Source organism: Psychroserpens sp. SPM9 (genome assembly GCF_025153525.1).
Lineage (GTDB): Bacteria > Bacteroidota > Bacteroidia > Flavobacteriales > Flavobacteriaceae > Psychroserpens.
The window spans coordinates 1-16,665 of record NZ_JANZNR010000010.1 but is presented as its reverse complement, the minus strand read 5'-3'; the positions used below and the strand labels follow the sequence as shown (position 1 = coordinate 16,665).

The following is a 16,665-nucleotide window of genomic DNA, read 5'->3' as shown; positions in this document are numbered from 1 at the left end:
ACTATTTTAAATGAAGACATTAAGACTCATATTAGGTGACCAACTCAACATTAAGCATTCGTGGTTTAAAACCACTAACAAAGATGTGATTTACTGTATGTTTGAAATGCGCCAGGAAACCGACTACGTTAAGCACCACATTCAAAAAGTAATTGGCTTTTTTGCTGCCATGCGTGAATTTTCAAAGACTGTTGCTTCTGAAGGTCATCATATCGAATACTTCAAAATTAACGACACACAAAATACACAAGACCTTACTAAAAACTTAAAGTTACTAATAGAGCGTTACGATATCGAATATTTTGAATATATCCAACCTGACGAGTACCGTTTAGACCTTCAGCTTAAAACTTTATGCAAAGCACTCCAATTTGAATCAAAAGCTGTTTCCGCAGAGCATTTCTACACAAAACGTCAGGACTTAGCTCAATTTTTTAAAGGCAAAAAACAATATCTCATGGAAAATTTCTACAGAGATATGCGCAAAAAGCATGATATTTTGATGATTAGTGATCAGCCAGAAGGAGGACAATGGAACTATGATAAAAGCAATAGAAATACTTGGAAAGGCGATGTTGACATACCAACTTATAAGTTGTTCAAAAATGACGTTTCCAAAGTAAAAACAGATATAGAAACAGCGCAAATTGAGACATTTGGACGCTTAGAAACTAAAACGTTCTCCTACCCTATTACAAGACCTCAAGCGTTAAAACAACTTAAATATTTTTGTGAAACACTTTTAGTTCATTTTGGCGATTATCAGGATGCGATGCACACAGATGAGACGTATTTATTTCATTCACGCTTATCATTTGCTATGAATTTAAAATTGTTATCTCCCAGAGATGTTGTTACTACAGTAATGAATTACTACAGGAAACATGGCGATGCCATTCACATTTCGCAAGTTGAAGGATTTATAAGGCAAGTTATTGGCTGGAGAGAATATATGAGAGGCATGTATTGGGCTTTAATGCCTGAATATAAATCTAAAAATGAATTAGAGAATCACCATTCACTAGCTGATTTTTTCTGGACTGGAGATACTAAAATGAATTGCCTTAAACACGCTATCAATAATTCGCTTGACAATGGTTATGCGCATCACATTCAACGGTTGATGATTACAGGAAATTACGCTTTACTCACGCAAACCAATCCTGATGACGTTGATGCCTGGTATCTTGGAATCTATGTAGATGCCATAGAATGGGTACAATTACCAAATACCAGAGGCATGAGTCAATTTGCTGATGGCGGACAAATTGCCACCAAACCTTATGTCTCTTCAGGATCATATATCAACAAAATGAGCAACTATTGTAAGTCTTGCCACTATAATAAAAGTAAAAAAATTGGTGATGATGCTTGTCCGTTTAATAGTCTGTATTGGAATTTCTTAGATGATAAACGAGATCAATTAGGTAATAATTTTAGAATGGGAATGATGTACAATCTTTTAGACAAAATGAGTCCGCATGAGCTTCAGCAGATAAAAGAAAAGGCGCAACATATTATTACACACCAAAACAGCTACTAACAAGGCTAAATTTTAAAATCAACACAACTTTCAATCATCTGAAAATCAAATATATACATTTAAAATAATAGATTCAACTTATAATTATGTTAATTTTTGTTTAATGATTATTAAAAAATATTAAACATTTCGTAAATTTGAGTCAAATAGTAATTATAATTTGATACTCAATTCCACTCATACTCAGAAAGAACACAAGCCTATCATTGCTGATTTGATTGGTAAGCCTTATTCGTTTTTTGAAGCACTCAAAATGAGAGGCGTTGGTTCTAAACGTATGATTATTGAGCAGGTGAGCCCGAACATGGAACCGTATTTAAATACTGTTTCTGATATCAATTATGCTAATATAGAAATGCGACCAAATGGGATATTAATCTTTATTAATAAAGGTCTTAAAAATTACACTTGGGTGATTCCTTATTATCAGCTCGTTTTGTATAAAACTAATGGTACGAGCATTCATGCTCAGGGAAAATTCATTCATTTTAGCAACACTAAAACATTTAAAGAGAATACTGCTTTCTTTAAAAAACTAATGAATGCCAAAATAAAGCACGATGAACAATACAGTTTTCAGTTTTAAAATGTATGGAATTAGATATAAGAACGACAGATAGAATTATAGAAATGGCTTGGGAAGATCGTACCACATTTGAAGCTATACAATTTCAATTTGGTTTAAAAGAACAAGATGTTATTGAACTGATGCGAAAAGAAATGAAACTGAAAAGTTTCAAAATGTGGCGCAAGCGGGTTCAAGGTCGAAAAACCAAACACGAAAAACTTCGGTCATTTCAAGAAGGTCGTTTCAAATGCTCCAGGCAAAAGCAAATCACCCATAACTCCATTTCAAAACGATAACGTGCTTTGACTTAAGAGATGAGTTCTTAAGGACAGCACACTAAAAAGACATTATGAATACCAAAACTTTAAAATCAAAAATTAACGGCCAGAGCCTTGCAAATTTCTCTACTGAAGACATTGGCGAAGATCATATGTATACTGGTCTGCAAACTCCTATGAAAGCAGACGCTTTTAAATTAAGTGATGACGAAAAAAAACAACGCATAGCTATTCTGTTTGAAGAAGTCATGGATGTCATGGGTTTAGATTTAACTGACGACTCTTTAAAAGGCACACCTAAACGTGTAGCCAAAATGTATATTGACGAAATATTTTCAGGATTAAACCCTAAAAACAAACCACAAATCGCCTTATTTGATAACAAATACCAATACCATCAGATGTTGGTTGAAAAGAATATCACGTTTTATTCAAATTGTGAACATCATTTCGTTCCTATCATTGGCAAAGCTCATGTTGCTTATATTTCTTCCGGAAAAGTTATAGGATTATCAAAACTAAACAGAATTGTTCAATATTACGCTAAACGACCTCAGGTTCAGGAGCGTTTGACCAACCAAATTGCCGAAGAATTAAAAGCTGTCTTAAATACTGAAGATGTTGCTGTCATCATTGATGCTAAACATTTATGTGTGTCTTCCAGAGGCATAAAAGATGATACTTCGGCAACGGTAACGACTTATTATGGCGGACAATTTAATACCGCAGAAAAAATCGCAGAATTACACAACTATATAAACAATTAATATTATGGATATTATAAACAAAGCCTTAGAATTTGAGCAAAGAAAAATGCGATCCTTATCTACTAGCGATCGTGTTAAAATCTCCCGTGAAGCCAAAGCATTAATTTTGGATTTAAATCAAATATACAAGCAGAAAAAAGACCAAAACATCATGGATATCATGAAACGTCTTACTGCCATAAAACAAAAAGTAGAGAAACGTTTAAAAGGCGCTCCTTTAACAGCATAGAGCAAATAATGCTCTAATTATGATAAAGCGTAATAGGTAGTGAATAGTTAATCTATTACGCTTTATCATATAACCAAAACACACATGAAAACATACATCATCATTGGAGGCAGTAAAGGTATTGGTAATGCATTACTAGAGCATTTAATCGAGTATCATAACGTTATCAATATCAGTAGAACACAACCACAGCAATCACATTCAAATTTGATCCATTATGACTGTGATATCCTTTCAGACAAACTTCCTGAAATTAAAAAAGCTGACGGATTGGTTTACTGCCCTGGAAGTATCAATTTAAAACCAATAGGCAGATTGAGTCTCGAAGATTTTAGGGAAGATTATGAAATTAACGTCATTGGTGCCGTAAAAGCTATACAGCATTATTTAGGTAGTTTAAAACATAGCGAATCACCTTCAATTGTGTTGTTCAGTACTGTCGCGGCAAAATTGGGCATGCCTTATCATGCTAGTATTGCTGCTGCTAAATCTGGTGTTGAAGGCTTGGTGAAATCTTTGGGTGCCGAATTAGCGACAAGCTTGAGAATTAACGCAATTGCTCCAACGGTAACAAACACCGAATTAGCATCTAAATTATTACGTAACGATAAAATGATTGAAAATATTACCGAGCGACATCCTATGAAAAAATTCTTACAACCTAAAGAGGTCGCTGAAATGGCAGCATTCTTATTATCAGAAAAGTCTAATTCTATTTCTGGGCAAGTCTTTGAAATGGATTGCGGTATTGTTAGCTTTAAAATTTAAGTCGGATATGAAATTTTTAAAGCTACTTGTCAGCTTCTTGGTTATCAACTTCAGTGCGCTTGGGATTGGCAGTTATCTTATGAATAATGGTCCTAAAAGTGAGTGGTATGAATCGCTGTCAAAAGCACCTTGGACACCTGAGGGATGGGTTTTTGGAGCTGCATGGATAACCATCATGGTTTGTTTTTCAATTTATATGGCTTTATTGTATTCCATACGTCCAACGTCCAACGTCAAGCTATTATTCACTTTACAGTTCTTACTTAATGTAGGCTGGAACTTTATATTTTTTAATCAGAAACTTACCATATTAGGCTTAATTACTATAATTCTTTTAACCGTTATCGTTGCAGCGTTTTTATTGACATACTTAAAAGATTTAAAAGTAAAATCGGTACTCATACTTCCCTACCTTATCTGGTTATGTATAGCCACCTCACTAAATTTATACATTGTTTTATATAACTGATATGAAAATTTACAGACTACAAAAAAAACAAAATTTACCAATCACAGTAGATACTGCTTGGGCGTTTTTGTCAAACCCAAATAATCTTAAGACCATTACACCAGACTACATGGGCTTTCATATTTTATCTGGAGCAGACAGACCTATGTTTGCGGGACAGATTATTCAATATATAGTAACACCTGTTTTAGGTATAAAAACGAAATGGGTTACTGAAATCACTCATAGTATAGATAATCATTACTTTGTTGATGAACAGCGATTTGGTCCTTACGCCTTATGGCATCATAAACATTTTATTAAGGAAATAGAAGGTGGTGTTGAGATGGAAGATATTATTGACTATAAAGTCCCTTTCGGAATTCTTGGACAGCTAGTACATCCTATCTTAGTCAAACCTAAACTGGATGAAATTTTTAACTATCGCACCAAGAAATTAGAAGAATTATTTGGAACCTATACCACTTAAATCCACTTAACACTTATGACACAACCCATAAATATTTTCTGGTTCAGGCGTGATTTACGCTTAGATGACAACGTAGGATTTTTTCAAGCTTTAAAAAGTGAATATCCTGTCCTGCCCATTTTTATTTTTGATTCTGAAATTTTAGAACAACTTCCAAAAGATGATGCGAGAGTAACGTTTATTCACGATACTCTACAAGATATGCGCTCCACGCTTCAAGAAGCGCACGACAGCAGTATTGCCATATATCATGGAAAACCTCTAAACATTTTTAAAGAACTCATAGAAACCTATAGCATTCATACAGTTTATACTAATCATGATTATGAACCTTATGCTAAAGAGCGTGATACTGAGGTGAATGATATACTATCTGAAAATAATATCACATTTAAAACCTTTAAGGATCAGGTAATTTTTGAAAAAGATGAAGTTGTTAAAAAAGATGGCGATCCTTATGTAGTGTACACACCTTATATGAAAGTATGGAAAGAAAAATTCAAATCCCATGATTTGGAAATTTTCTACACCAATACCTATCTCGATAACCTTGTTAAGCATACACGTTTACCTAATTTAAGTTTATCTGATATTGGTTTCCAAACTTCAAATCAGGTTATTGCAGCATATACAGTTACACCAACACTTATCCAATCCTATGAAAGCACCCGAAATTTCCCAGCTAAAGATGCGACTTCAAGATTGGGTCCGCATTTGCGTTTCGGAACCGTGAGTATCCGGAAAATGATTAAAAAAGCGATTGCTGAAAACAACGAAGTATTTTGGCAAGAATTGATTTGGAGAGAGTTTTTTATGCAAATTTTATGGCATTTCCCACACACCACAACAAATGCTTTTAAATCTAAATATGACAGAATTGAATGGCGTAACAATGAAGAAGAATTTAAATTATGGTGTGAAGGAAAAACGGGATATCCTTTAGTAGACGCAGGGATGCGTCAGCTTAATCAAACTGGATTTATGCATAACCGCGTTCGTATGCTAGTTGGAAGCTTTTTATGCAAACATTTATTGATTGATTGGCGTTGGGGCGAAGCCTATTTTGCCGAAAAACTACATGATTACGAAATGGCTAGTAATGTAGGTAACTGGCAATGGGTTGCTGGATCTGGCGTTGATGCTGCTCCTTATTTTAGAATTTTCAACCCAACAACCCAAATTGATAAGTTTGATAAAGACAGGCAATACATCAAAACCTATGTTCCCGAAGTTGATACTGACGAATATATCGACCAAATAGTAGATCACAAAGTCGCCCGAGAGCGCTGTTTAAAGACTTACAAAGCAGCGGTTAGCTAACACAAGATTAACATTCTTTTAAATCTATCTAAGTCATTTTTAAGTAACTTTAAGTACTATTAATCTAAAATCAATTAAAATGAATACCAAAGATGTTGCTCAAAAATGGGTGAGTATGTGCAGAGAAGGTAAAAACCTGGAATGCGTAAACGAATTGTATGCCGACAATGTGGTAAGTAGAGAAATGCCAGGAATGCCAGGAGAAATCACTGAAGGCAAACAAAATGTTTGGAATAAAAACAAAGAATGGCTAGATAATGTAGCCGAATTTCATGGTGGCGAAATTGGAGAACCGACGGTAGCCGACAATCACTTTACAAGTAAAATGACTTTTGATGTGACTTTTAAAGATCGTGGTCGTCAACAAATGGAAGAAGTGGCTGTTTTTGGTGTAAAAGATGGAAAGATTGCCAGTGAGCAGTTTTTTTATTCAATGGAATAAAATGCTAATGAAATTTAAATTATTGTGTCTGGCATTTTGTTGGATCGGAATTGTATATGCTCAAGACGATCAGAGTATTTCGAGTATGGACTTTGTTCAAATTCAGAATAACAACACCGCTGAAGCGAAATACTATTACGAACATAACTGGAAAGTGCTTCGGCAGTTAGCCTTAGAAAAAAAGTATATTGCTTCGTTCCAGATTATGGAAACGGAACCTACAGAAGAGGCGCCATTTCATTTAATTCTGATAACCACGTATCAAAATAAATCGCAATTTGATGCTCGTGAAAAACATTTTCGGGAACTTATTGACGGTTTAGGTGACTTGCAATTATTGAATAACAAGAAACCTACCGAATTTAGGAAAACTCTGTTTGGAACCGACGCCAAACATTTGAATTGATATTAAACAAAAAAGCCTCGAAATTTCGAGGCTTTTTTTATAAGTATTAAAAGACATTAGTTTCCGTCTACTCTAGTGATTTTCGCACCAATTGCACGTAAACGTTCGTCTATATTTTCATAGCCTCTATCAATTTGTTCAATATTGTGAATGGTTGAAGTTCCTCTCGCCGATAATGCTGCTATCAATAAGGACACACCTGCTCTAATATCTGGAGATGTCATGGTAGTCGCTTTTAACTGTGATTTAAAATCATGACCAATAACTGTCGCTCTATGGGGATCACAAAGAATAATTTTAGCGCCCATATCGATTAATTTATCTACGAAAAACAAACGGCTTTCAAACATCTTTTGATGCACCACAGCACTACCTCTGGCCTGAGTTAAAACTGTGAGTATTATACTCAATAAATCAGGTGTAAAACCTGGCCAAGGCGCATCAGCAACTGTTAAAATGGAACCGTCAATATAGTTTTGTACTTCATACCCATCTACATGCGCAGGAATATGAATATCATCACCTTGACGTTCGACAGTAATACCTATTTTTCTAAAAACATTAGGAATTTGTCCTAAGTCGTCCCAACTAACATTGGTTATGGTCAACTCACTTTTTGTCATAGCAGCCAAACCAATCCAACTTCCAATTTCAATCATATCAGGAAGCATTCTATGGTCTGTCCCTCCTAGTTTATCAACACCATCAATAATAAGCATGTTAGACCCAACCCCTTTAATATTCGCTCCCATTCTATTGAGCATTTTACAAAGTTGTTGTAAATAAGGTTCACAGGCAGCGTTATAAATGGTAGTGGTTCCTTCAGCTAAAACGGCAGCCATTACAATATTAGCGGTTCCCGTTACTGAAGCTTCATCCAGAAGCATATAAGTTCCGGTGAGTTTATCGGCTTCTACACCATAAAATAAGTCTTCCTTATTGTATCTAAATTTAGCACCAAGATTGATAAAACCTTCAAAATGGGTATCTAATCGTCGTCGTCCAATTTTATCGCCTCCAGGTTTTGGAATGTAGCCTTTTCCGAAGCGCGCTAATAACGGACCAACAATCATAATAGAACCTCTGAGACCTTTTCCATCTTCTTTAAATTCGGCAGACTCTAAATACTTTAGGTTTATCTCATCTGCTTTAAACGTGTAAGATCCTTTAGAAACTTTATTGATTTTTACACCTAGCTTTTTAAGTAAAGCAATCAGTTTGTTAACATCAATAATATCTGGAATATTATCTATTCTAATTTCTTCAGCAGTTAGAAGAACTGCACATAAAATTTGTAATGCTTCGTTTTTGGCGCCTTGAGGTTGGATTTTTCCTTTTAACTGGTGACCTCCTTCAATAATGAATGTTGACATGAATTGTAATTAGTAGCGTTTTCTGTTTCGGTTAGAGTTGTTCTTTTTGTGATGCGATTTCTTTGTGTTAGAATATTTCTTTTTATTACGCATCAAACTTGTAACATCTGAAAGGTCTTCTTCACTCCCTTTAAGATTAATTTTACCTCCAGACAATTCGTATAAATGATTAAAAATCACATCATCTTCAACAGTATCTTTATTCCAATTCAAGAAGCATTTCTTCATATGATTGGCAATCGTATAGATCAACGCCTCTTTTAATTCGCCATCTTCCCAGGTATTAGCCACGTCTATCATGGTTTTTATATTGTTTCCGTAGAAGCGATATTTAGGGAAATTTTGAGGATATTTTAAAGGTTCTGGGCGCTCATTTAATTCTTCTTTCGAAGGTTTAGGATAAGGCGAATCTGCATCGAGTTCAAAATCGGCAATAATAAAAAGTTGATCCCAAAGTTTATGCTGAAAATCTGGTACATCACGTAAATGAGGCTGTAAATTTCCCATCACATTAATAATGGATTTTGCAACCTTGTTACGTTCTTCTTTTGTTGGTAATTGTTTCGCGTAGTTTACCATTTTTTGGAGATGTCTTCCGTATTCAGGAATAATCAAATGTTCACGCTCTGTGTTGTATTCTATATCGTCTATCAAAATATATATTTGTGTAGTATTTGTAAATCGTGCATGAAGTACTTCTGCATGTCTGCAAAATACAAAAAAATAGTTATTGAAACTCCATTTTACAAAGAAATAACACCTTCTACTGTATTGGCAACTTCTTTATATTTTTCAATTACGGCATCTGGGTCTTTCATTTGTAAATTTACAGACACACTGGTATAGGTACCTTTACCAGATTCTTTAGTCGTAATTACGGCGCCTAAATTATCAAATAAATCTTCTATTTGCTTGATTTTATTAGCCTCTGTAGGCACAATAAATTTATAGAGATATTCTGAAGGCCAACTAGCGGTTTCATACAATTGGCTTCTTAGCTTCTTATAAAATTCTTCTGATTTTTTCTGTGGACTCATAGTATTTTTTCTTCGGAAACAAAGATACATTTTACTTTGCATTTTGCTTTGTCTAATTATTGTTAATTTTACAACCAAAACCTTGCCAAATTGAATACAAAAAAAATAGTTATTACTGGTGGTCCCGGAACCGGAAAATCATCTATCATAAATGAATTAATTTCAAGGGGTTACACCTGTTTTGAAGAAGTATCAAGACAAGTGACACTTGAGGCCAGAAAAGAAGGGATTGATCAACTTTTTCTCACCGAGCCATTACTTTTTAGTGAATTGCTTTTAAAAGCCCGAACGCAACAGTATATAGATGCTCAAGATAATGATGCTCACATTGTGTTTTTAGACCGAGGTTTGCCCGATGTTTTAGCCTATATGGACTATGCTAAAAGTGCGTATCCGTCGCATTTTACTGACGCCTGTGAGAATCATATCTACGATGACGTTTTTGTATTAGCGCCTTGGCAGGAAATTTTTGTTAGTGACAGTGAACGTTATGAAAACTTTGACCAAGCTGTTGAGATTCATGATGCTTTATTAAATACGTACCAACGTTTTGGTTACAAGCTTATCGATGTGCCTTTTGAAAGTATAGAAAATCGCGCTAATTTTATAATAGACCGTTTAAAACTATAGATGTCTCACCCTATAACTATATTAGAACAGTATTGGAATCACACCTCTTTTAGACCTTATCAAGAAGCGATTATCAATTCGGTTTTAGAAAACAACGACACCTTTGCTTTATTGCCTACAGGTGGTGGAAAATCGGTATGTTTTCAAATTCCGGCCCTTATAAAAGATGGCATCTGCATTGTCATCTCTCCCTTAGTCGCTTTAATGAAAGACCAAGTCAATACACTCAAAGAAAAAGGGATCAAGGCGATGGCGATTACGAGTGGAATCAAATATAGTGAGCTTGACACCCTTCTCGACAATTGCATCTACGGAAATTACAAATTTTTATACCTCTCACCTGAACGCTTACAACAAGACATTGTCAAACAGCGAATAGAACAAATGAATGTTAATCTGATTGCTGTTGACGAAGCCCATTGTATCAGTCAGTGGGGAAATGATTTTAGACCCGCTTATAAAAACATTTCTATTCTTAGGCAATTGCAGCCAAGTGTTAATGTGATTGCATTAACAGCCACAGCAAAACCAAAGGTGATTGAAGAAACCATAAAAGAGTTAGATTTTATTGCGCCGCAACTATTTAAAGCCTCTTTTGCACGACCAAACATCTCCTATCAAGTCTTGTTTAGTGAAGATAAACTCTATGATTTAGAGCAGCAACTTAAAAAGTATCGTGGTTCGTCTATCATCTATGTGAGAAGCCGAAAAATGACGATTGAAATTCATAATGTTTTAGAAAAAAAAGGATTCAGTTCGACTTATTTTCATGGCGGAATTCCAACTAAAGACAAACAAGAGCGCTTATACCAATGGATGCATAACCAAAAGGAAATCATGGTAGCAACAACGGCTTTTGGCATGGGCATTGATAAACCTGATGTAAAAACTGTATTTCATATTAATCTCCCTGAAAGTTTAGAAAGTTACTATCAAGAAGCGGGACGTGCCGGACGAAATAGTGAACCTGCTTTTGCTATTGTATTAACCAATAAATCTGATGAGCAAACTTTAAAAAATCAGTTTATAAATAGTTTACCAACGATTGATGAAATCAAACTAGTTTACAGAAAGCTGTGCAACTATTTTCAAATCTCTTATGGCGAAGGTGAATTAACCACGCATCGCTTTAACTTTAGCGATTTTTGTAAGGCTTACGATTTTAAAAGTTCAAAAACATTTAACACCTTTCAAATTTTAGATAGAAGTAGTATTATTAAACTTTCACAGCAATTTAACTACAAAACCAAATTGCAGTTTATCGTGAGTAATCCTGCGATGTTTTCCTATTTAGAAACCCATTCGCAATACAATACTGTTGTAAAAACCATTTTAAGGACTTACGGCGGCATTTTTGAACATCAGCTAGCTATTAACATCGCATTGATATCTGACAAAGCTCAGGTAAGCGAAAAGCAAGTCATTGCGATTTTACAACAATTACATAAAGATGGTATCGTCGATTTTTTATTTTCTAATACCGATTCTGAAGTTATTTTTCTTCAGCCAAGAGAAGACGATAAAACCATCAACAGAATTGCAAATCTTGTTGAAAAACAACAGGAATTAAAACGCTCCCAAGTGCATTCGGTTTTAGAATATATTACCAATGATTCGGTTTGTAAGAGTCAGCAATTGCTTAACTATTTTGGAGAAGTTTCAGAAACAAATTGTGGCATCTGCTCTGTATGTATATCCCAACAAAATACGGAAGCGCCACCATCTCCAAAAGCTATTCAGAAACAGATTATTTTAGCTTTAGAAAAAAAACCTTTAAGTTCTCGCCAATTAGTAGAACAATTACCTTACGAGAAAGACCAGTTATTAGACATTTTAAAGCTATTACTAGAACACCATATTGTCGAAATGACTTCGGCCAATACCTATAAATTAAAACATCTATGAAGAGAGACACTTTGAGAATTGTATTTATGGGAACTCCAGATTTTGCAGTTTCCACCCTAAAAACACTTGTAGAACAAGATTACACTATTGTTGGCGTAATTACAGCTCCCGACAAACCAGCAGGACGTGGCAGAAAGCTGAATACATCCGCAGTAAAAAAATACGCTGTAGCCCAAGGTTTAAACGTTTTACAACCTACAAATCTTAAAGATGAAGGCTTTATTAAAGAATTAAAAGCTCTAAATGCCAATCTTCAAATTATTGTCGCCTTTAGAATGTTACCTGAAGTGGTTTGGGGAATGCCTAAATACGGCACGTTTAATTTACATGCTTCGCTACTTCCTAATTACAGAGGTGCAGCTCCAATACATTGGGCAATTATTAATGGCGAAACAAAAACAGGCGTCACGACTTTCTTTATTGACGAAAAGATAGATACTGGAGCCATTATACTTCAAAAAGAAATAGATATCACTGCTGAAGAAACAGTAGGTTCACTTCATGACAAGCTTATGACCATTGGAAGCGATTTAGTTTTGGAAACTGTAAAATACATTGAGGAAGGTGACGTTGAAACAACTATACAACCTAAAACTGAAGACTTAAAAACAGCTTATAAGCTAAATAGAGATAATTGCAAAATTGACTGGAATCAAGACCTAAACACCATATATAATATGATACGAGGTTTAAATCCGTTTCCTGCGGCATGGTGTCAACTTGAAAATGGTGATGAAACACTAAATGTCAAAATTTTCAATATCGGAAAAGAGCGCGACACGCATAACTTTGAAAATGGAGAATTAATTGTGAGCAAAAACGAACTAAAAGTTGCAGTAAGAGATGGTTACATCCTTATCGAAGAAATTCAACTACCTGGAAAACGAAAAATGGATATCAAATCGCTTCTTAACGGTTATAATTTTGAGGAAAACGCTAAAATGCTCTAAAACCCTTATATACATTGATATTAAAAAAATATCCGACGAAATGCAAGCCTTTATTAACAAATGCTCTAAGTTATCAACAAAAATTTGCATTTCCCTTGCTATTACTTGCATAGATGGATATTACGTATAAATTTGTAGACGGATTTAACAATAACGTTTAACCCAACTATTTTTTTAACAATTTAAAATTTAAATTTATGAACAAAACAGATTTAATCAATGGAATGGCAGAAAATGCTGGAATTACAAAAGCAGCTGCTAAGAAAGCATTAGATTCATTATTAATTGACATCGAAGGATCTTTACAAAAAGGAAAAAGAGTTTCTTTAGTAGGATTTGGATCTTGGTCAGTTTCTAGAAGATCTGCAAGAGAAGGAAGAAACCCTCAAACTGGTAAAACAATACAAATCAAAGCAAAAAACGTAGTAAAGTTTAAAGCTGGTTCTGATTTAAGTAATGCTGTAAACTAGTATTTCTTTAAATAGATTACGAAAAGCTCACTATAAAGTGGGCTTTTTTGTTTTATATTCTAATCAAATTTATTGGTTATTAGTAAAATATGTTTTAGATTAGTTACATATTTCATAGTCACATGATTATAGCAAAGCCCGAAAAAGGACATCTTTTAATTGCCGAACCATCTATTATTGGTGATATTTCATTTAATCGATCTGTTATTTTATTAGCAGATTATAATGAACAAGGTTCTATTGGGTTTATTTTAAACAAGCCTTTAGAATACACACTTAACGATCTTATTCCAGAAACTGAAGCGCCTTTCAAAGTCTTTAATGGCGGCCCTGTAGAACAAGATAATTTGTATTTTATACATCAGGTTCCGAGTTTAATTCCAGATAGCATCGAAATATCACATGGGGTCTTTTGGGGCGGTAACTTTGAGGTGGTTCTTGAGCTTCTTGAAAATAAAAAACTTACGACTTCCGATATACGTTTTTTCTTAGGCTACTCTGGCTGGGATGCCAAACAATTAGAAAATGAGTTAGAATCAAATGCCTGGATTGTTTCTGAAAACGTTTACAAGAATGAGCTCATTGACAAATGCTGTGATTCCTTCTGGAAAGAAAAAATGCTGGAACTTGGTGGCGATTATTCGTTATGGTCTAACGCTCCTGAAAATCCGAGTTACAATTAAGCCAATCGGAGTTTTATATTAAAACGCTTCAAAATATCTTCGGAAACTTTAGTCGTAAATTCTTTTTTGCGGTACTTTAATATAGGCTGTACGCCTACAATCACATTAGTTATAAATAATTCGTCGGCTTTCTGAAGCTCAAAAGGTGAAATAGAAGCGGTTTCTAACACATAATCTCCCGAATTTAAAATCACATCGATGATTTGTTTTCTCATGATTCCGTTGAGACATCCGTCTTCAATAGGAGGTGTTTTTATAGTATCACCCTTCACTAAAAACAGGTTTCCGTTTAAGGCCTCAACAACAGTTTTATTAGTATTGAGCAACAAACAGTTATCAAAATCATTCTCTTCAGCATAAATACTGCCCAAAACATTAATGGCTTTATTATTTGTTTTTAATGTAGACAGCAAACCTGGAGCAACAAAATAATCTTTAAATAAATCAACGGTATATGAATCGTAAGTTGAAACCGCATAAAAGTCGCCTTCTAAGGCTTCTGCTTTAATGCTATAACTAATTATTTTTTCCTTCGGAAGGTATTTCCCACCATCTCCTCTATCGACATCGAATCTCACCCTTGCTGTAGATGTTGCGAGTCCGTTAACATTAATCGTTTTTAAAATTTCAGCTTCTAAAAATTCCATTGTAAAATGCATAGGAATCTCCATACGCATAATTCGCATAGACGCCATCAATCTAAAATAATGGTCTTCCCAAAACAAAATTTTACCATGTACAACTTTTAAGGTTTCAAAAAGCGCATCTCCATATTTATATCCTCTATTTTTGGTGGTAATACATTTTGAATCTTCTGTAAGTTGGCCATTAAAATTGATCATAAAAAAAGTCTCGATTAAAAATCGAGACAAATATAAAACTAATATGATTTACAACTTCTAAGCAGAACCTAAAACTTGTTTTAAACTTGATATTTGGTTATCCCAAAGCATTTTTGCTTCATCTACTTCATCATCATCAGCATAATCTGTTACAATTATTGAGACATCTTTAGTGATTTCATCAACCTGAATTCGTATTTCGAAAAAATAAGATTCTCCATCTTCTTCATCGGCTAACCATCTAAATTTGACACGCTCGCCGCTTTTTTTACTTAGTAGCTTCGCTTTTTCTTCACTACCATCCCATATAAAAGTGAACAATTCACCTCTAGAGTTAACGTTATCTGCAAACCATTCAGACATACCTGAAGGCGTAGATATATATTGATATAAAAGTTGTGGTGAAGCGTGAATAACAAACTCCATTTCTATTTTAACTTTATCTTCCATAGTAATCTTCTTATAGCGCTCAATATATACATTAATTGTTGAGTTTAAAACTAAAATGTTGAAAAAAATAATTTGCTTATTTTATGTTTGTACAGATAAAATTTGTTTTTATATTTGCACCCTCATAAATGGCGAGGTAGCCTTGGCTGCCTTCACTATAAAATTTTGGCGAGGTAGCTCAGTTGGTTAGAGCGTCGGATTCATAACCCGGAGGTCTCGAGTTCAAATCTCGATCTCGCTACAACAGTTAAAGGTCTTACACTAAAGTGTAAGACTTTTTTTTATGCATAATTACTAGTTGAATTTTTGAATCAATTTTTAAGCAAAAAAAAGGTAATCATATGATAAAACTTCAGGCTTCTAACTAAGAACGGATACTAGCATTTTTATCTAAACTAATTCAATAAATTTCATCAAAATAGAGACTCAAAGCTTCAAAAAATCTTAAGAATTCATCGTTTTGACACAACCAACTGATTAAAAGTGTTTTAAGCTCTTAAGTAATGATTTAAAAATCACAAAAAATGCATTTCAACGGTTTTTTTTGCATTTTATAGATAAAATTTGAAATAAAGTAATATATTAGCAGCCTAAACTAATTGACATAATTCATTAAATCCCAAACTAATGAGAAAAATTACCTGCTTAGTTGTTCTACTATTAATAGTAGTTCAAACTTCTTTTTCACAAGACATTTACAAAAGAGTCACTATTAATAATATAGATGATTCTGTAATCGAAATTTTAGACCACACTGGTGTCGATATGACTTGCGGCGCCATGTTTCTCGATGACAAGCTACAAATTGAACTTAGCGAAACAGAGCTTCGAGAATTATCAAATAAAGGAATCTCTTATACTGTCTTAATTGATGATTTAGTCAAATTTTATAGTGATCGTGCTACTAAAGATCTTCCTCGTGCTCGTTTAGAGTTGGAGCAAGACAAACTAATGTCGCAACAACTTGGAAGACATAGCGTTAGTGAGATTTTAAATAATGTTGGTCAATACGACGACTGTGACGAAATAGATTGGGCCACACCAGCCAACTGGAACTTAAACCCAA

Annotated in this window: 22 protein-coding genes and 1 tRNA gene; 18 read left to right on the top strand and 5 right to left on the bottom strand. The window is 34.3% G+C overall.

All coding sequences use genetic code 11. The annotated features are described in order from the left end of the window. Window positions 1–10: 10 nt before the first annotated feature. The 11 genes from N4270_RS16450 (at window position 11) to N4270_RS16400 (ending at window position 7,259) form a co-directional block, all read left to right on the top strand. Complete coding sequence (locus tag N4270_RS16450; protein WP_260098448.1) at window positions 11–1,543, top strand: cryptochrome/photolyase family protein; 1,533 nt, start codon at window positions 11–13, stop codon at window positions 1,541–1,543. A 160-nt stretch (window positions 1,544–1,703) separates the two neighbouring features. Beyond that, the gene (locus N4270_RS16445) at window positions 1,704–2,129 is read left to right on the top strand and encodes a hypothetical protein (RefSeq protein WP_260098447.1); all 426 of its coding nucleotides are present in this window, start codon (window positions 1,704–1,706) and stop codon (window positions 2,127–2,129) included. A 5-nt stretch (window positions 2,130–2,134) separates the two neighbouring features. Beyond that, the gene (locus N4270_RS16440) at window positions 2,135–2,407 is read left to right on the top strand and encodes a TIGR03643 family protein (RefSeq protein WP_260098446.1); all 273 of its coding nucleotides are present in this window, start codon (window positions 2,135–2,137) and stop codon (window positions 2,405–2,407) included. A gap of 53 nt (window positions 2,408–2,460) precedes the next feature. Continuing rightward, a complete protein-coding gene (gene folE / locus N4270_RS16435) occupies window positions 2,461–3,156 on the top strand; it encodes a GTP cyclohydrolase I FolE (protein WP_260098445.1) in 696 nt (231 codons plus the stop codon). A 4-nt stretch (window positions 3,157–3,160) separates the two neighbouring features. After that, complete coding sequence (locus N4270_RS16430; protein WP_260098444.1) at window positions 3,161–3,385, top strand: hypothetical protein; 225 nt, start codon at window positions 3,161–3,163, stop codon at window positions 3,383–3,385. A gap of 84 nt (window positions 3,386–3,469) precedes the next feature. After that, window positions 3,470–4,153, top strand: coding sequence for an SDR family oxidoreductase (locus tag N4270_RS16425; protein ID WP_260098443.1), 684 nt, complete (start codon window positions 3,470–3,472; stop codon window positions 4,151–4,153). Between the two features lie 7 nt (window positions 4,154–4,160). Continuing rightward, window positions 4,161–4,622, top strand: coding sequence for a TspO/MBR family protein (locus N4270_RS16420; protein ID WP_260098442.1), 462 nt, complete (start codon window positions 4,161–4,163; stop codon window positions 4,620–4,622). Between the two features lies 1 nt (window position 4,623). After that, window positions 4,624–5,091, top strand: coding sequence for an SRPBCC family protein (locus tag N4270_RS16415; protein ID WP_260098441.1), 468 nt, complete (start codon window positions 4,624–4,626; stop codon window positions 5,089–5,091). A gap of 15 nt (window positions 5,092–5,106) precedes the next feature. Further along, window positions 5,107–6,411 (top strand): deoxyribodipyrimidine photo-lyase, encoded by a 1,305-nt coding sequence (locus N4270_RS16410; protein WP_260098440.1) that lies wholly within the window; start codon window positions 5,107–5,109, stop codon window positions 6,409–6,411. Window positions 6,412–6,490: 79 nt separating this feature from the next. After that, window positions 6,491–6,853 carry a nuclear transport factor 2 family protein gene (locus N4270_RS16405; RefSeq protein ID WP_260098439.1) on the top strand — a complete coding sequence of 121 codons (363 nt, stop codon included), beginning with the start codon at window positions 6,491–6,493 and terminating at the stop codon, window positions 6,851–6,853. 7 nt (window positions 6,854–6,860) lie between these two features. Further along, on the top strand, window positions 6,861–7,259 hold the full coding sequence (locus N4270_RS16400) for a hypothetical protein (protein ID WP_260098438.1): 399 nt from the start codon (window positions 6,861–6,863) through the stop codon (window positions 7,257–7,259). A 56-nt stretch (window positions 7,260–7,315) separates the two neighbouring features. Here the strand turns inward: N4270_RS16400 and murA are convergent, their stop codons facing one another. The 3 genes from murA to N4270_RS16385 form a co-directional block, all read right to left on the bottom strand. Next, window positions 7,316–8,632: a UDP-N-acetylglucosamine 1-carboxyvinyltransferase gene (murA, locus tag N4270_RS16395; RefSeq protein ID WP_260098437.1), complete on the bottom strand. Its 1,317-nt coding sequence runs from the start codon at window positions 8,630–8,632 to the stop codon at window positions 7,316–7,318. Window positions 8,633–8,641: 9 nt separating this feature from the next. Further along, window positions 8,642–9,286, bottom strand: coding sequence for a DUF4290 domain-containing protein (locus N4270_RS16390; protein WP_260098436.1), 645 nt, complete (start codon window positions 9,284–9,286; stop codon window positions 8,642–8,644). 89 nt (window positions 9,287–9,375) lie between these two features. After that, window positions 9,376–9,669, bottom strand: coding sequence for a DUF493 domain-containing protein (locus tag N4270_RS16385; RefSeq protein ID WP_260098435.1), 294 nt, complete (start codon window positions 9,667–9,669; stop codon window positions 9,376–9,378). 90 nt (window positions 9,670–9,759) lie between these two features. Between N4270_RS16385 and N4270_RS16380 the strand changes: the two genes are divergently transcribed. The 5 genes from N4270_RS16380 to N4270_RS16360 all read left to right on the top strand — a co-directional run bounded on the left by N4270_RS16380 (window position 9,760) and on the right by N4270_RS16360 (window position 14,307). Further along, entirely contained in the window at window positions 9,760–10,299 is a 540-nt protein-coding gene (locus N4270_RS16380; protein WP_260098434.1) for an ATP-binding protein, read from the top strand. Continuing rightward, entirely contained in the window at window positions 10,300–12,204 is a 1,905-nt protein-coding gene (locus tag N4270_RS16375) for an ATP-dependent DNA helicase RecQ (RefSeq protein ID WP_260098433.1), read from the top strand. Further along, on the top strand, window positions 12,201–13,154 hold the full coding sequence (fmt, locus tag N4270_RS16370; RefSeq protein ID WP_260098432.1) for a methionyl-tRNA formyltransferase: 954 nt from the start codon (window positions 12,201–12,203) through the stop codon (window positions 13,152–13,154). Before N4270_RS16375 ends, fmt begins: the two co-directional genes overlap by 4 nt. 197 nt (window positions 13,155–13,351) lie before the next feature. Further along, window positions 13,352–13,624: an HU family DNA-binding protein gene (locus tag N4270_RS16365; RefSeq protein WP_260098431.1), complete on the top strand. Its 273-nt coding sequence runs from the start codon at window positions 13,352–13,354 to the stop codon at window positions 13,622–13,624. 122 nt (window positions 13,625–13,746) lie between these two features. Then, the gene (locus N4270_RS16360) at window positions 13,747–14,307 is read left to right on the top strand and encodes a YqgE/AlgH family protein (RefSeq protein ID WP_260098430.1); all 561 of its coding nucleotides are present in this window, start codon (window positions 13,747–13,749) and stop codon (window positions 14,305–14,307) included. Here N4270_RS16360 and N4270_RS16355 read toward each other — a convergent pair. Both N4270_RS16355 and N4270_RS16350 read right to left on the bottom strand, forming a co-directional pair. Then, window positions 14,304–15,149 (bottom strand): aminotransferase class IV, encoded by an 846-nt coding sequence (locus N4270_RS16355; RefSeq protein ID WP_260098429.1) that lies wholly within the window; start codon window positions 15,147–15,149, stop codon window positions 14,304–14,306. The two genes, N4270_RS16360 and N4270_RS16355, sit on opposite strands and share 4 nt — an antisense overlap. A 57-nt stretch (window positions 15,150–15,206) precedes the next feature. Beyond that, entirely contained in the window at window positions 15,207–15,599 is a 393-nt protein-coding gene (locus tag N4270_RS16350; protein WP_260098428.1) for an SRPBCC domain-containing protein, read from the bottom strand. Window positions 15,600–15,766: 167 nt separating this feature from the next. Between N4270_RS16350 and N4270_RS16345 the strand changes: the two genes are divergently transcribed. Both N4270_RS16345 and N4270_RS16340 read left to right on the top strand, forming a co-directional pair. Then, window positions 15,767–15,840 (top strand) — tRNA-Met (locus N4270_RS16345). Between the two features lie 386 nt (window positions 15,841–16,226). Beyond that, window positions 16,227–16,665, top strand: a 439-nt coding sequence (locus N4270_RS16340; RefSeq protein WP_260098427.1) for a hypothetical protein, incomplete at its 3' end; no start/stop codon positions are given.

What these genes read in the sequence shown, in the direction of transcription:
- N4270_RS16450 (WP_260098448.1), top strand. Translation starts at nt 11, where the DNA reads ATGAAGACATTAAGACTCATATTAGGTGACCAACTCAACATTAAGCAT.
- N4270_RS16440 (WP_260098446.1), top strand. Translation starts at nt 2,135, where the DNA reads ATGGAATTAGATATAAGAACGACAGATAGAATTATAGAAATGGCTTGG.
- folE (WP_260098445.1), top strand. Translation starts at nt 2,461, where the DNA reads ATGAATACCAAAACTTTAAAATCAAAAATTAACGGCCAGAGCCTTGCA.
- N4270_RS16430 (WP_260098444.1), top strand. Translation starts at nt 3,161, where the DNA reads ATGGATATTATAAACAAAGCCTTAGAATTTGAGCAAAGAAAAATGCGA.
- N4270_RS16425 (WP_260098443.1), top strand. Translation starts at nt 3,470, where the DNA reads ATGAAAACATACATCATCATTGGAGGCAGTAAAGGTATTGGTAATGCA.
- N4270_RS16420 (WP_260098442.1), top strand. Translation starts at nt 4,161, where the DNA reads ATGAAATTTTTAAAGCTACTTGTCAGCTTCTTGGTTATCAACTTCAGT.
- N4270_RS16415 (WP_260098441.1), top strand. Translation starts at nt 4,624, where the DNA reads ATGAAAATTTACAGACTACAAAAAAAACAAAATTTACCAATCACAGTA.
- N4270_RS16410 (WP_260098440.1), top strand. Translation starts at nt 5,107, where the DNA reads ATGACACAACCCATAAATATTTTCTGGTTCAGGCGTGATTTACGCTTA.
- N4270_RS16405 (WP_260098439.1), top strand. Translation starts at nt 6,491, where the DNA reads ATGAATACCAAAGATGTTGCTCAAAAATGGGTGAGTATGTGCAGAGAA.
- N4270_RS16400 (WP_260098438.1), top strand. Translation starts at nt 6,861, where the DNA reads ATGAAATTTAAATTATTGTGTCTGGCATTTTGTTGGATCGGAATTGTA.
- murA (WP_260098437.1), bottom strand. Translation starts at nt 8,632, where the DNA reads ATGTCAACATTCATTATTGAAGGAGGTCACCAGTTAAAAGGAAAAATC.
- N4270_RS16385 (WP_260098435.1), bottom strand. Translation starts at nt 9,669, where the DNA reads ATGAGTCCACAGAAAAAATCAGAAGAATTTTATAAGAAGCTAAGAAGC.
- N4270_RS16375 (WP_260098433.1), top strand. Translation starts at nt 10,300, where the DNA reads ATGTCTCACCCTATAACTATATTAGAACAGTATTGGAATCACACCTCT.
- fmt (WP_260098432.1), top strand. Translation starts at nt 12,201, where the DNA reads ATGAAGAGAGACACTTTGAGAATTGTATTTATGGGAACTCCAGATTTT.
- N4270_RS16365 (WP_260098431.1), top strand. Translation starts at nt 13,352, where the DNA reads ATGAACAAAACAGATTTAATCAATGGAATGGCAGAAAATGCTGGAATT.
- N4270_RS16360 (WP_260098430.1), top strand. Translation starts at nt 13,747, where the DNA reads ATGATTATAGCAAAGCCCGAAAAAGGACATCTTTTAATTGCCGAACCA.
- N4270_RS16355 (WP_260098429.1), bottom strand. Translation starts at nt 15,149, where the DNA reads ATGATCAATTTTAATGGCCAACTTACAGAAGATTCAAAATGTATTACC.
- N4270_RS16350 (WP_260098428.1), bottom strand. Translation starts at nt 15,599, where the DNA reads ATGGAAGATAAAGTTAAAATAGAAATGGAGTTTGTTATTCACGCTTCA.